The following is a 13,589-nucleotide window of genomic DNA, read 5'->3' as shown; positions in this document are numbered from 1 at the left end:
CCCCGCGGCGAGGACGGCCTGCACGGTGCCGTGCCGCACACGCCCGCCCAGCCCGACCCGTGCGACGTTGTCCCGCAGCACTTGCACGGCGGCGCGGTCGGACTCCACGAACAGCGCGTCCGCCGCGCCCCGGGACAGCGCCTCCAGCCCCAGCGCCCCGGACCCGGCGTAGAGGTCGAGCACCCGTGCTCCCCGCAGGTCACCGGCGGCGTCCAGGGCGTTGAACAGCGCCTCGCGCACCCGCTCCGACGTGGGCCTGGTCCCCTTCGGCGGCACCGACAGCGTCCGGCCCCCGGCGCGCCCCGCCACGATCCTGGTCACCGGCTCATCGTCCCAGCAGGCCCGCCGTCCCCCGGCGGGACATGGTCGGAGCACCTCCACCGTCTCGCGTAAAGTCGTCCTTCCCCCTTCTTCAGGCGATGGAGCGTTCAGGAGCGCCGAGTGTCGGAACCCAAACGGGTCGAGATCGCCGTCGAGCAGGCACACGTGGACAGGGTCTACGCCCGGCTCGCGGAACTGCGTGACCAGGCGGAGTCGATGCGCGACAAGGGCTACGAGCTCGGCCGGGGCGCGCAGAACGAAGCGGTGTTCGAGCAGGCGTCGATGTTGTTCGAGCGGGACATGATGGTCTCGCACGCGAACCAGACGCTGCAGACCCTGGACGCCGAGTACGAGGGTCTGGTGTTCGGCAGGCTCGACCACACCTCCTCCGAGCCGGTCCACGTGGGCAGGCTCGGCATCCGCGACGCGGAGTTCAACAACCTGGTCACCGACTGGCGGGCGCCCGCCGCCGCGCCGTTCTACCAGGCCACGGCCACCGACCCGCGGGACGTCGTCCGACGCCGGGTGATCCGGTGCTCCGGGCGGTCGGTGCTCGACCTCGACGACGACGTGCTGATGCCCGACTCGGTGCCGGAAGACATGACGGTCGTCGGCGAGGGCGCGCTGATGGCCGCGCTCGGCCGCGCCCGTGGTGACACGATGCGCGACATCGTCGCCACGATCCAGAAGGAGCAGGACGAGGTCATCCGGGCGCCGTGGCGCGGGGTGACCGAGATCACCGGCGGGCCGGGCACCGGCAAGACGGCCGTGGCACTGCACCGGGCGGCGTACCTGCTCTACCGGTACCGGCGGCAGCTCGGCGGCGCCGGGGTGCTGGTCGTCGGCCCGTCGGGGGCGTTCACCACCTACATCTCCCGGGTGTTGCCGTCGATGGGCGAGACCAGCGTCGAACTGCGGTCGCTCGGTCAGGTGTTGGACGGGATCGAGGCCACCGCCCACGACCCGGCCCCGCTGGCGGCGGTCAAGGGGTCACTGCGGATGCGCAAGGTGCTCGCCAAGGCGGTCCGCGAGGCCCCGCCCGAGGCGCCGACCGAGATGCGCATCGTCTACCGGGGTGAGGTGCTCAAGCTCGACGCGAAGGAGCTGGGGCGGGTGCGGCGGAAGCTGCACCAGAGCTCGCAGCCGCCGAACCCGTCGCGGGTGCGCGCGGCGGAGGCACTGCTCGCCGCGCTGGCCGACAAGGCCGAGGAGTACGCCCGGGACGACGGCCGCACCGTCGACCGGGAGGAGCTGATCACCCGGCTCGGCGAGCGGATCGACTTCCACCGGTTCCTCGTCGAGTGGTGGCCGGTGCTGTACCCGGCGCGGGTGCTGCGGCTGCTCGGCGACCGGCGCCGGTTGGGCAGGCTGGCGAAGAACGTGCTCACCGCCGACGAGATCACCCGGCTCGCCGACTCGTTCGCGGACACCACCCGCGAGTGGACGGTGGCCGACATCGCGCTGCTGGACGAGGTGCGTGTGCTGGTCGGGCCCCCGCCGAGGCGCCGCAGGCACCGGGAGACGGTGCAGCTCGACGCGGAACCGGAGCGGGACTCCTCGCCCACCCCCGGACGGCACCGCCCGGAGCACTACGACGAGTACTCGCACATCGTGGTGGACGAGGCGCAGGACCTCTCGCCGATGCAGTGGCGCATGGTCGGCAGGCGGGGTGCGCACGCGAGCTGGACCGTCGTCGGCGATCCGGTGCAGAGCTCGTGGCCGGACCCGGAGGAGGCACGGCAGGCGCGCGACCGGGCGTTCGGTCCGCGCACCCCGCGCAGACGGTTCACCCTGCGGACGAACTACCGGAACTCGGCCGAGATCTTCGAGCTCGGCGCCCGGGTGGTCGCCGGGCAGGCCGAGCCGGACGACCTGCCCCACGCGGTGCGGGAGACCGGGATCGAACCGCAGATCCGGCGGGTCGACGACGGCACCCGCGCGGGTGAGGTGCGTGCGGCGGCGAAGGAGCTGCTGGACGCGGTGGAGGGCACCGTGGGTGTGGTCTGCGCGATGCACCGGGTGGACGAGGTCGGCGCGTGGCTGGCCGACGACGCCGACGACCGGGTGCGGGTGCTGGGCAGTTTGGACGCGAAGGGGCTGGAGTACGACGCCGTGGTGCTGGTCGAGCCGACCGAGCTGGTCACGGAGGCGACGACGGGCCCCCGCGTGCTCTACGTGGCGTTGACCCGGGCCACCCAGCGGCTCGTGGTGCTCGCCTCCGACGACGGCTGGCTTCCGGAGTCCGGACACGAGCGGTGACATCGGGAACGTTTCGCTCGGCCGAAACGGGCACACAAAACCACCCGAAAGGGTTACGATGCGGCCGTGTCCAGCGACGTGGGAGCGACGGCAGACATCGTGGCGAACGACCACGGGACCATCGAACGCGCCTTGGCCGTGCACCGGCTGCTCAACGCGCAGCGCCCGGAACCCACGGCACCGCTGCCCCAACTGCGGCACATCCCGTTGCCGGACGTCGAACCGCCCCGGGACCGGCTGGTGGCCACGCTGGCCCGGCGACGCTCGCACTACGACTTCTCCCCCCGTCCCGTGGCGTTGACCACGGTGAGCGCGCTGCTGCGGTTCTCGGTGGGGGTGCAGCGGTTCGTCCCCGCCTACGGTGTGGAGGAGTACCCGCTCGGGATGGCACCCAGCGCGGGCGGTCTGGACATTCTGCGGGCCTACGCCCTCGTCCAGCGGGTGGAGGGGCTGCACCCGGGCGTGTACCGCTACGAGGCGATCTCCCACGAGCTGGTGGAACTGTCCGACGACGACCCGGCCGCCGCGCTGCGCGGGGTGTACCTGCAGGAGGAATTCGGCGCCTCGGCGGTGACGATCGCGCTGACGGCGCGGCTGGACGTGGCCTTCGACCGGTACCCCCTGCGGCACTACCGCACCCTGCACGTGGACTCCGGCGTCGCGGTGCAGAACCTCTCCCTGGTGGGCACCGCCCTCGGCCTCGCCTCGTGCGCCGTGGCCGGCTTCGACGACGCGGCCCTGTCCACCCTCCTGGGCCTGCCCCACCAGGAGATCCCCACCATGCTGCTCGCCACCGGCCACCCCGCCTGACCCGCCCGCACCACCGCGGTTGTGCCGTGAAGGGCACTTTCCCTGCGTCACACGCCGTGAGGGGCACATTCCCTGCGTGGAGTGCAGGGAATGTGCCCCTCACGGCAACACCCGGGCACCCGGGTGAGGTCCGGTCAGTCGGTGTGGGCGGCGTGCCAGTGGTCGGCGAGTTGTTCGCCCTGGTTGGGCGTGAAGTTGGCCGGGGTGTAGAAGCCGCCGGTGGTGGTGTCGGCGCTGTGCAGCACGAGGCTGTTCGCACCTTCCGGGGAGGGCAGGCCGAGCTGGGAGTCCACCGCCCAGTCCAGCGCACCGAACAGCCCGCACCCGTCGGCGCCCGGCACGGCGAACGAGTCGTCCACCTGGTCGGCACCGGACAGCGCGATGTTGCTCATCACGCCGGTCGGGTCGGTGGTGCCGTCCGGGGCGTAGCGGACGAGGTTCAACATCGGCTGCTCGGCGTTGGCCGGTTCGAGCAGGATCGGCTCCTCGTTCGAGCCGATGTAGCAGTTCCCGCCGAGCAGCGGGTTGTCCAGCTTGATCTTGATCGGGAGCGTGACGATCGGCTGCCCCGTCGACAGGCCGGCGTTCAGGTTGAAGTCGCTGGGGTCGCCCGCCGGTTCCACGGTGGCGGTCACCGTGTTGAGGCTGCTGCCGGCGGCCCTCTCGCACAGGGTGGTCAGGACCGGGATGTCACTCGGGCACATGAGGTTGAGCAGCCCGCCCGGCACCTTCACCGGATCCGCCTCGATCCCGGTGCCCCCGGGTGAGACGGTCGTGTAGTCCACCCCGTCCCCGAGGAGGCCGAACTGGAGGTCCGTGCCCGCCGTCGGCACGGTCTTCTCCCCGATCGTCATCGTCCCGGACTCCGACGACGACGCCAGGCACAACGCCGCGAGCTCGTCACCGTCGGCGTCCAGCATCGCCGGGTCGTCCACCGGACACCGGTCGAACGGCGCCCAGTTGCCGGCCAGATCCGACGCGGCCGGCCCACCGTCGCCCTCGTCCGCTGCCGCGGGAAGGGTCGCGACGGTCGTGGCCGCGAACGCCAGCATCGCGGCCATCGTACCGCCGAGGACTCTTCGCCGGGTGCCGCTCCGTCGCGTACCCGCCCGGCCCGTCTTCGATTCCCTCATCCATGATCTCCTTACTCTGTCGACCGCCCACCCGGATCAACGAACCAGTTCGGGCGGGCTCGGTGGACAGTCGCTGGCACTTCTGATGCTGCAGATCTGCCCCTGGGTCATCTTCACGTAGTTGTCCGGACCGGATATCAGTCCGGTCAGTAGTGGATCGAGATTTTCGTCCACACCACACCCGACGAACGGGGGAATGCGCACGTAGCCGTCCAGGAACCCACCAGTGGTGGGTGTGTAATCACCCGGATAGTCGGCCGTGAGCTGCACCTCGAGCGGCTCCTCGGTGCGACATTCCGGACCGACCTCGAGCCGTTCGCCGTTCACGGACACGTCCTCGAGCTGGAGCAGCAGATTCGCGTGCGCCACCACCGACCCCCCGTCGGCACCGTCGATCCGCATCCGGACGACCAGATCCATGGCGCCCACCTGAGTCAATCGCACGGTCGCACTGTTGGGCATGAAATCGAAGGCGTGGAACGAATTCCGCGTCGGCGGCAACTGTTGTGTCCCGTTGTGCTGCAACAGCGCGTCGGCGTCCATGCAGAACCAGTACCACTCCGACCCGTCGTCACACGGCGCGGCGACCGGGAGGGCGATGTTGACGATCCCCGGATCGATTCTCGTGGCAGCGCCCAACTTCTTGATGTTGGTGTATCCGCCCATGTAGGCACACCACGCGTTGTTCTTGTCCGCGAAATCGACGCAGTCCTCGGGAACCTCACCCTGCTGGGCGGCGGCGACGTCGCCGCCGTCACCGCTGCCGGGTAGCGCGTCGGGTCCTCCGACCCCGGCCTCCGGCGACCGATCCGGCGTCGCCGGCCCCTCCCCGTCGACCGTCACCGTGCCGATCACCGTGTCCTGGTCCGGTGCCGGAACACAGTCGAACGCGGGAATCGCCGGCGCACCGTCGCCCGGTTCGTCCGTCGCGGCGGGCGCGGCCCCGCCGTCCTCCCCGCTGTCGGTCCCGGGTGCCGTTCCCGGTGCTGTGCTGCTGTCCCCGGTCGCGTCGTCCCCGGTCGCGTCGTCCCCGTCGTCCCCGTCGTCCCCACCGGTCTCCCCGTCCGTGCCCGTACCCTCCCCGGCACCGGGCTCCGCACCGGACCGGTCCGAGGTCAGCAGGAGGTTGATCCGACCGGCCGACACGGCGAGCTCCCCGGCCGCCGCGGGCGTGATCTCGGGTCCTTCACCCGTGGCGGTCAGCGTCACCGCCGAGTCCCGCGGCAACGGGGTCGGCGCCACGGTGAGCCCGGGAAACCGGACGGTGCGTGGGCCGGACCCGGCCGACAGCTCGCGATCCGCGAGCCGAACATCGAGCATCGCCCGACCGGTGACCGACGACACCCCACTCCCGGCGAGTTCACCGACGACCGGCTTCGGCAGGGTCATCTCGACGGTCACCCCGGCCGGTTCGATCGGAGTGGACACCGACCCGGATCCCGGAAGCGACATCCCGACCCGGGCCCGCAGTTGCCGCTGTCCGGCTTCCGTTTCGCAGTCGTACACCAGATCCGGTGTCTCGCGCGCGGAAGACTCGCCGCCGTCCGCGGCGCCCTGCCCGCCCGCCGCGGTCGGCACTCCCACCACGACCGCCAGCACCGCCACGGCGAGCAGGGAACCCGAACCTCCGCGGCGTCCCGACCGCCATCTCCGTCTCATGTCTTCTCTTCCGTTCGACGACACCGTTCGTTGACCACCGACGAGCAGCACTCCGCGGCGGGTCTCGCGGTCCGACGGAGCCGCGCGCGGATGCCTGCCCGGCCGGGCGCGCAACGCCCGACCGGACAGGCCCGTCATCCGCGCGCCTCGTGCGGAATCAGCGTCACTGCAGGACGACGTCCTGACCCGGGGTCACGGTGTACTCCGCCTCGAACGTCACCACGTCGCCCTCGTTGATGAGGCCGAAGCAGTTGGCGGACGGGTCCACCTCGGTCACCACCAACTCGTGACCCGACCCGGCGTCCGGGGACGGGGCCAGCGTGTCGGTGGCGTTGTCGTACGTGCCCGGGGCCTCGCCCTCCACTGTCGCGTCACAGTCCGGGCCGGTCAGGTTCGCGACGACACCACCGATGTAGCCGGTGGTGACACCGTTCGACCAGGACTCTCCGTTGATCGTCCACGGCACGTTCCCGGGGATGACCTCGAACGCCAGGCCCAGCGGGCCCGAGCAGTTGTCCCAGCTGATCGCGTCGATCGTGCCGATCTCTGCCGGCGTGCCGGTCGCGCTGCCGACCAACGAGCCGCTCGCGTCCGACGAGGCACAGTCCAGGGTGACCCCGTTGGCGGTGTTGGTCAGCACCGTGGTGCCGGACGCCGCCGTGTAGTCCCCGCCCGGGTCCACGGTCCACTCGGCCTGCTGGGCCGAGGCGGACAGGGCGGTGAAGCCGAGAGTGAGCGCCGCTGCGGCGCCCGTAGCGACGATGCCGGTGATGCGCCTACGCATTGCTTTTCCTCCGAACATTGTGTGGGCAGTGAGCAAGCGGGGCGGACGTCTTGCCCGGTCCGCGGAAATCGGCCGATGTGCTTGCCGGCAGGAAACCTCCGCGTTACCTACCGCCGAGTACGGTAGCGGCTCGTGACCGCGGCCACAACCATGGAAAAACCCTTCCCCGCGGCTTTTTCCTCCATTCGGACGAGTGTTTGTCAACGGGGCCGCAAACCGGACGTCGTTCTTGTACCAGGGGCGTTCCCTCCGCATCCACGACCGCTCCGACCACCGGTTTCGCAGCGGAATTCGCAACACGGCCGCACGGCGTCCTCCGAATTTGTCACGAACCGATGAAAAATCCGCCGTAACCGGGGTCGAACCCCGCCGTTGGTGTCAGAACACGCCCTGTTGCGCAGGGTACCGACGACCGGAACGACAGTTTCACGAGAACCGGGAGATGCGATCGCAGAGACGCCCCACGGAGACTCCGCGCGACGCGAAAGAACGGCGAGCAGGAATAGGAGACGCAGTGGCCCAAGACGTTGACGCCCGGCGCGGCACGACGATTCCCGGAGCCGCGGCCGTGCGGCAGACCGGCAAACTCTACGCGCTCGCGCTGGACGTGCTCCGCTGCATTCCGCGCAGGCCGTTCCAGTTCCGCGAGTTCGTGCAGCAGTTCTGGTTCATCGCCAGCGTGTCGATCCTGCCCACCGCCCTCGTCGCGATCCCGTTCGGCGGGGTGATCGCCCTGCACGTCGGCTCGTTGACCACGCAGATCGGCGCGCAGTCGTTCACCGGCGCGGCCAGCGTGCTCGCCATCGTGCAGCAGGCCAGCCCGATCGTCACCGCGCTGCTCATCGCCGGTGCGGGCGGCTCGGCGATGTGCGCCGACCTGGGCTCGCGCACCATCCGCGAGGAGATCGACGCGATGGAGGTGCTCGGCGTCTCCCCGGTCCAGCGGCTGGTCGTGCCCCGGGTGCTCGCCGCGATGGGGGTCGCGGTGTTCCTCAACGGCATGGTCAGCGTCGTCGGCGTCTGCGGCGGCTACTTCTTCAACGTCGTCATGCAGGACGGCACCCCCGGCGCCTACCTCGCCAGCTTCTCGGCCCTGGCCCAGCTGCCCGACCTGTGGATCAGTGAGCTCAAGGCACTGCTGTTCGGCTTCGTCGCCGGCGTCGTGGCCGCCTACCGCGGGCTGCACCCCTCCCCCGGCCCGAAGGGCGTGGGTGACGCGGTGAACCAGTCCGTCGTCATCACCTTCCTGCTCCTGTTCCTGATCAACTTCGTGCTCACGACCCTGTACCTGCAGATCGTGCCGCCGAAGGGGATGTGAGGCACATGGTCACCACGGTCCCGAGAACCCCGAGGCAGCGTGCCGCCGAGGTCGTCGACCGGCGACTGTCGTTCCTGGACACGCTCGGCGACGCGATCCTGTTCAGCCTGCGGGCCCTGTTGTGGGTCCCGCGTGCGCTGCGCCGCTACACCCGGGAGATCGTCCGGTTGCTGGCCGAGGTGAGCTTCGGCAGCGGCGCGCTGGCCGTGATCGGCGGCACCGTGGGCGTCATGGTCGGCATGACGCTGTTCACCGGCATCGTGGTCGGCCTGCAGGGCTACACCGCGATGAACCAGGTGGGCACCGCGGCCTTCGCCGGGTTCATCTCCGCCTACTTCAACACCCGCGAGATCGCGCCGCTGGTGGCGGGCCTGGCGCTGTCGGCCACCGTCGGCTGCGGGTTCACCGCGCAGCTCGGCGCGATGCGGATCTCCGAGGAGATCGACGCGCTGGAGACGATGGGCATCCCGAGCGTGCCCTACCTCGTCACCACGCGGATCATCGCCGGCTTCTGCGCGGTGATCCCGCTGTACGCGGTGGGGTTGCTCACCTCCTACCTGGCCTCCCGCCAGATCACGGTGTGGTTCTACGGCCAGTCGGAGGGCACCTACGACCACTACTTCGAACTGTTCCTCCCGCCGGAGGACGTGCTCTGGTCGTTCGGCAAGGTGCTGATCTTCAGTGTGGTGGTGGTGCTCACCCACTGCTACTACGGCTTCCGCGCGAGCGGGGGCCCCGCGGGCGTCGGTGTCGCGGTGGGGCGCGCGGTGCGCACCGCCATCGTCGCCGTCGCGCTGCTCGACTTCTTCGCCAGCCTCGGGATCTGGGGCGCCACGACGACGGTGCGGGTGGCCGGATGAGACAACGATGGATACGCACACTCGGGGTGCGCCTGGCGGGCGTGGTGTTCCTGCTCGTGCTCGCCCTGCTGGTGACGCTGTCGGTGAAGGTGTACAACAAGGACTTCGCCGACGACGTGGCGGTGACCCTGCGGACCGACCACGTCGGCAATCAACTCCGCCGCAACTCCGACGTCAAGGCCCGCGGTGTGCTGGTCGGTGAGGTGCGCGGCATCGCGGCCACCGACGACGGCGCCGAGATCGACCTCGCGCTCGACCCGGACAGCATCTCCCGGCTGCCCACCGACGTCACCGCCCTGCTCGTGCCGAAGACGCTGTTCGGCGAGCGCTACGTGCAGCTGTCCATCCCCGAGGACTCCACCGGAGCACCGTTGTCCGAGGGCGACGTCATCGCGCAGGACCGCTCGGCGAACGCGATCGAGCTGGAGCGGGTCTTCGACGACCTGCTGCCGGTGCTGCGGGCGGTGCAGCCGCACAAACTGGCGAGCACCCTCAGTGCCGCGGCGACGGCGGTGGACGGCCGGGGCGAGCTGATCGGGGACACCCTCACCGTGGCGGCCGACTACCTGGAGGAGTTCAACCCGAACCTGCCCCGGCTGCACGAGAACATCCGCGACCTGGCCGAGGTCAGCGAGGTCTACGGCGACATTGCCCCGGACGTGCTGGACGCTCTGACGGACACGGCCACCACGATGGAAACCGTCGTCGACCGCGGGGAGGATCTGCGCGGGCTCTACGACCAGGTGACCACCACCTCCACCGACGTGGAGACGTTCCTGCGGGAGAACCGGGACAACCTGATCGGCCTGACGACCACCGCCAGGGCCCCGCTGGAGGTCGCCGCGGAGTACTCGCCGTCGTTCGCCTGCACCCTCAAAGCGCTCGACGCGCTCAAACCCGCGATGGACACGGTGCTCGGCGCGGGAACGGACCGGCCGGGGATCCACCTGGAGAGCACGATCGTCACCCCGGACCGCGGTGCGTACGTGCCGGGACGCGACGACCCGTCGCACAGCGCCACGGACGGTCCACGCTGCTACCCGAGCGGGCTGGCCCCCACCGAGGCGGGCGCCGTCCCACCACCGGAGCCGGACTCGACCCACCCGTTGCTGTCCGCCGACCCCGACGGCCTGGGACTGCCGAACTCCCCCCAGGAACGGGAGCTGCTGTCCACCCTGCTCACCGCCGACCTGGAGATGTCGGACGGGGACGTGCCGCAGTGGAGCAGCGCCCTGGTCGGGCCGGTCTACCGGGGCACGGAGGTGACGCTCGAATGAGCCCGTCCACCCGGCGTCGCGCACACGCACGAAGGGAGTGCCGACGATGAGAACAATCGCCGCCCCACTGACCAAGGCACTGGTGTTCATCCTGGTGACCACGGTGGCGACCGCGGTGCTGGCGCTGTCGATCACCAACACCGCGGTCAGCGACCGGACGCACTACAGCGCCCGGTTCACCGACGCCACGTCGGTGGCCGAGGGCGACGACGTGCGCATCGCCGGGGTCCGGGTGGGCCAGGTCGAGGAACTGGAGATCGTGGACCGGCATCTCGCGCTCGTGCACTTCTCCGTCCGGAAGTCCCGGGACCTGCCCGCCGACGTCACCGCCACGCTGCGCTACCGCAACATGATCGGGCAGCGCTACCTCGCCCTGGAGCGTGGGGAGGAGCCCAGCACGGAGACCCTGCCGCCGGGTGCGGAGATCCCGATGGAGCGCACCACCCCGGCGCTGGACATGACGGAGCTGTTCAACGGGTTCCGCCCGCTGTTCGAGGCACTGGCACCCGAGGACGTGAACCGGCTCTCCGGCGAGATCATCCAGGTGCTGCAGGGTGAGAGCGGCACGGTGGAGAGCCTGCTCGAACACACCGGGTCGCTGACCCGGACGATCGCCGACCGGGACCGGGTGATCGGTGAGGTGATCACCAACCTGAACTCGGTGCTGGACACCGTCAACAACGAGGGCGATGCACTGTCCAATCTGGTCACCACGGTCCGGCAACTCGTCAGCGGGCTCGCCGAGGACCGCGCCGTCATCGGCGAGTCGATCGAGGGCCTGTCCGCCCTGACCACCTCCACCGCCGGCCTGTTCACCGACGCCCGCGCCCCGCTGAAGGACAGCATCGCCGGCCTGCGGGAGGTCTCCGGCCACCTCGCCGCGGGATCCGGGGAGCTCGAACAGTTCCTGACCACGACCCCGCGCAAGCTCACCGAACTGGGCCGCGTGGCCTCCTACGGCAGCTGGATGAACTTCTACCTGTGTGAGGGCCTGTTGCTCACCGACCCGCCGACCGGCACGCGCCCGGACCCGGTTCCCGCGAGGTGCACCCCATGAAGTCGTTCGCCGAACGCAACCCGTTCACGCTGGGCGTGGTGGGCACGGTGGTGCTCGCCGCGGTGGTCACGGCCACCTTCAACTCCGAGGACCTGCCGATCGTGGGCACCGGCGCCACGTACCAGGCGGAGTTCGCCGAGGCGGCCGGGCTGCGGCCGGACAACGAGGTCCGGGTCGCCGGGATCAAGGTCGGCGAGGTCACCGACGTGGACCTGACCACCGACCGGGTGCTGGTGTCGTTCTCCGTGTCGGACGCCTGGGTCGGTGACCGCACCTCCGCCGAGATCAAGATCAAGACGCTGATGGGCCAGAAGTTCCTGGCGTTGCACCCGGTCGGAGACACCGTCCTGGACCCGGCGACGCCGATCCCACTGGAACGGACCACGACGCCGTACGACGTGACCGAGGCCTTCGAGCAGCTGGCCGACACCGCCGGGGCGATCGACACCGACCGGCTCGCGGAGAGCTTCCGCACACTCTCCCGGAACCTGGACGGCACCGAGGAACACGTGCGGTCCGCACTCGACGGCCTGAGCGCCCTGTCGACGACGATCGCCTCCCGCGACGACGAACTGGCCGATCTGCTCGACGGTGCCCGCACCATCGCGGGGACGCTGGCCGACACCAGCGACGAGTTCGACCGGCTCATCGACGACGGGAACCTGCTGCTCACCGAGCTGAACACCCGGCGCGAGGCGATCAGCGACCTGCTCACCGGTACGCGGCGGCTCGGCGAGCAGATCTCCGGGCTCGTCGCCGACAACCGCGAGCAACTCGCGCCCGCGCTGGAGCAGCTGGGCACCGTCACCGACGTCCTGCAGGCCCACACCGACGAACTCGACCGCACCCTGGAGCTCGCGGGCCCCTACTTCCGGGTCGTGAACAACACCCTGGGCAACGGCCGGTGGCTGGACACCTACCTGTGCGGACTCGTGGAGGAGAACCGGAATCCGTGTCGTGCGCCCGTTCCCGGGGGTGACCAATGATCAGAACTCGTTCCGGACGCCGCCTCACCCGGGCGGCCGGTCCGGCCCTCGTCCTCGTCGTCGCCCTCGCGGGCGTGCTGTGGTGGGTCTTCACCGGGGACGGCGACAAGCGGGTCACCGTCCACTTCGACCGCGCGGTGGGCGTGTATCCGGGGTCGGACGTGCGGGTGCTCGGTGTGCCGGTGGGTGAGGTCGAGTCGGTCATTCCGTCGGGCGAGCAGGTGCGCGCGGTGCTCCGCGTCGCGCACGACGCGCCCGTCGCGGAGCGGACCGGGGCGGCGGTGATCTCCCCGAGCGTGGTCGCCGACCGCTACGTCCAGCTGACCGAGCTCGCCGGCGACGGGCCCCGGCTGGCCGACGGGGCCGTGATCCCGCGGGACCGCACGGCCGTGCCGGTGGAGCTGGACGAGCTCTACGGCAGCATGAACGACCTCGTCACCGCCCTCGGTCCGGAGGGAGCCAACTCCGAGGGGGCGTTGTCCGACCTGCTCGACTCCGGCGCCGACGCGCTGGAGGGCAACGGCCGGGCCTTCGCGGACAGCGTGCGCGACTTCGCCGACATGGCCCGCACCCTCGCCGACTCGGACGAGGACCTGTTCGGCACGGTGGACAAGTTGCGCGAGTTCACGGCCATGCTCGCGGGCAACGACGACCGGGTGCGCGAGGCCACCGAGCAGCTGTCCGAGGTGTGGCGCACGCTCTCGGCCGACCGGGACGAACTGGGCGCCGCCCTGGACACCCTGGGCACGGCGCTGGCCGACGTCCAGGACTTCGTGGCCGACCACCGCGCCGCGTTGTCGGGCAACGTGGACAAGCTGGCGCGGACGACCCAACTGCTGGTGGACCGCCGGGAATCGGTGAGCGAGGCGCTGGACACCGTGCCGACGGCGGTGGAGAACGCCTACCACGCCTACGACCCGGACAGCGGCACCCTCCAGGGCCGCGTGAACCTGCTCGAGTACACCGACGACCTGCCGTTGCCGGTCATCACGGGAGGCGGTAACTGATGGCCGCGAGACATCCGGACACCGGCCCTCGACGCGCCCGGGTGCCCCGGCGTGCGGGACCGCCCCGCACCCGCACCCGCACCCGCACCACGATCGTCGCCGCGCTCGCCGCGCTCGG

Annotated in this window: 12 protein-coding genes; 8 read left to right on the top strand and 4 right to left on the bottom strand. The window is 70.7% G+C overall.

Annotation, left to right across the window (positions count from 1 at the left end):
- Positions 1-321 (bottom strand): RsmD family RNA methyltransferase (locus tag ACTIR_RS24935; protein WP_199285558.1); only part of this gene is annotated, 321 nt, incomplete at its 3' end.
- A gap of 120 nt (positions 322-441) precedes the next feature.
- Here ACTIR_RS24935 and ACTIR_RS0102535 point away from each other — a divergent pair.
- Positions 442-2,580, top strand: a complete 2,139-nt coding sequence (locus tag ACTIR_RS0102535) for a HelD family protein (protein ID WP_026453112.1) — start codon at positions 442-444, stop codon at positions 2,578-2,580.
- A 66-nt stretch (positions 2,581-2,646) separates the two neighbouring features.
- Positions 2,647-3,390 carry a SagB family peptide dehydrogenase gene (locus ACTIR_RS0102530; RefSeq protein ID WP_199285557.1) on the top strand — a complete coding sequence of 248 codons (744 nt, stop codon included), beginning with the start codon at positions 2,647-2,649 and terminating at the stop codon, positions 3,388-3,390.
- Positions 3,391-3,524: 134 nt separating this feature from the next.
- On the opposite strand, the gene ACTIR_RS0102525 is transcribed toward ACTIR_RS0102530, so the two are convergent.
- From ACTIR_RS0102525 to ACTIR_RS0102515, 3 genes are all read right to left on the bottom strand, one after another.
- Positions 3,525-4,523: a hypothetical protein gene (locus tag ACTIR_RS0102525; RefSeq protein WP_026453110.1), complete on the bottom strand. Its 999-nt coding sequence runs from the start codon at positions 4,521-4,523 to the stop codon at positions 3,525-3,527.
- Between the two features lie 36 nt (positions 4,524-4,559).
- On the bottom strand, positions 4,560-6,182 hold the full coding sequence (locus ACTIR_RS0102520; RefSeq protein ID WP_026453109.1) for a DUF6801 domain-containing protein: 1,623 nt from the start codon (positions 6,180-6,182) through the stop codon (positions 4,560-4,562).
- Between the two features lie 163 nt (positions 6,183-6,345).
- On the bottom strand, positions 6,346-6,966 hold the full coding sequence (locus ACTIR_RS0102515) for a hypothetical protein (protein ID WP_026453108.1): 621 nt from the start codon (positions 6,964-6,966) through the stop codon (positions 6,346-6,348).
- A gap of 514 nt (positions 6,967-7,480) precedes the next feature.
- On the opposite strand from ACTIR_RS0102515, the gene ACTIR_RS0102510 reads away from it, so the two are divergent.
- The 6 genes from ACTIR_RS0102510 to ACTIR_RS0102485 are packed head-to-tail and all read left to right on the top strand — an operon-like array spanning position 7,481 to position 13,471.
- Positions 7,481-8,284, top strand: a complete 804-nt coding sequence (locus ACTIR_RS0102510; protein WP_026453107.1) for an MlaE family ABC transporter permease — start codon at positions 7,481-7,483, stop codon at positions 8,282-8,284.
- 5 nt (positions 8,285-8,289) lie between these two features.
- Positions 8,290-9,144, top strand: coding sequence for an MlaE family ABC transporter permease (locus ACTIR_RS0102505; protein WP_026453106.1), 855 nt, complete (start codon positions 8,290-8,292; stop codon positions 9,142-9,144).
- Positions 9,141-10,421 (top strand): MCE family protein, encoded by a 1,281-nt coding sequence (locus ACTIR_RS0102500; RefSeq protein ID WP_026453105.1) that lies wholly within the window; start codon positions 9,141-9,143, stop codon positions 10,419-10,421. The genes ACTIR_RS0102505 and ACTIR_RS0102500 overlap by 4 nt, the downstream gene beginning before the upstream one ends.
- 46 nt (positions 10,422-10,467) lie before the next feature.
- Complete coding sequence (locus ACTIR_RS0102495; RefSeq protein WP_026453104.1) at positions 10,468-11,478, top strand: MCE family protein; 1,011 nt, start codon at positions 10,468-10,470, stop codon at positions 11,476-11,478.
- On the top strand, positions 11,475-12,464 hold the full coding sequence (locus ACTIR_RS0102490) for an MCE family protein (protein ID WP_026453103.1): 990 nt from the start codon (positions 11,475-11,477) through the stop codon (positions 12,462-12,464). The genes ACTIR_RS0102495 and ACTIR_RS0102490 overlap by 4 nt, the downstream gene beginning before the upstream one ends.
- A complete protein-coding gene (locus ACTIR_RS0102485; RefSeq protein ID WP_026453102.1) occupies positions 12,461-13,471 on the top strand; it encodes an MCE family protein in 1,011 nt (336 codons plus the stop codon). The genes ACTIR_RS0102490 and ACTIR_RS0102485 overlap by 4 nt, the downstream gene beginning before the upstream one ends.
- Positions 13,472-13,589 lie beyond the last annotated feature (118 nt).

It is taken from the genome of Saccharomonospora iraqiensis subsp. iraqiensis (genome assembly GCF_000430445.1).
GTDB classification, from domain to species: Bacteria; Actinomycetota; Actinomycetes; order Mycobacteriales; family Pseudonocardiaceae; genus Saccharomonospora; species Saccharomonospora iraqiensis.
This window is presented reverse-complemented; position numbering and strand designations above follow the sequence as displayed.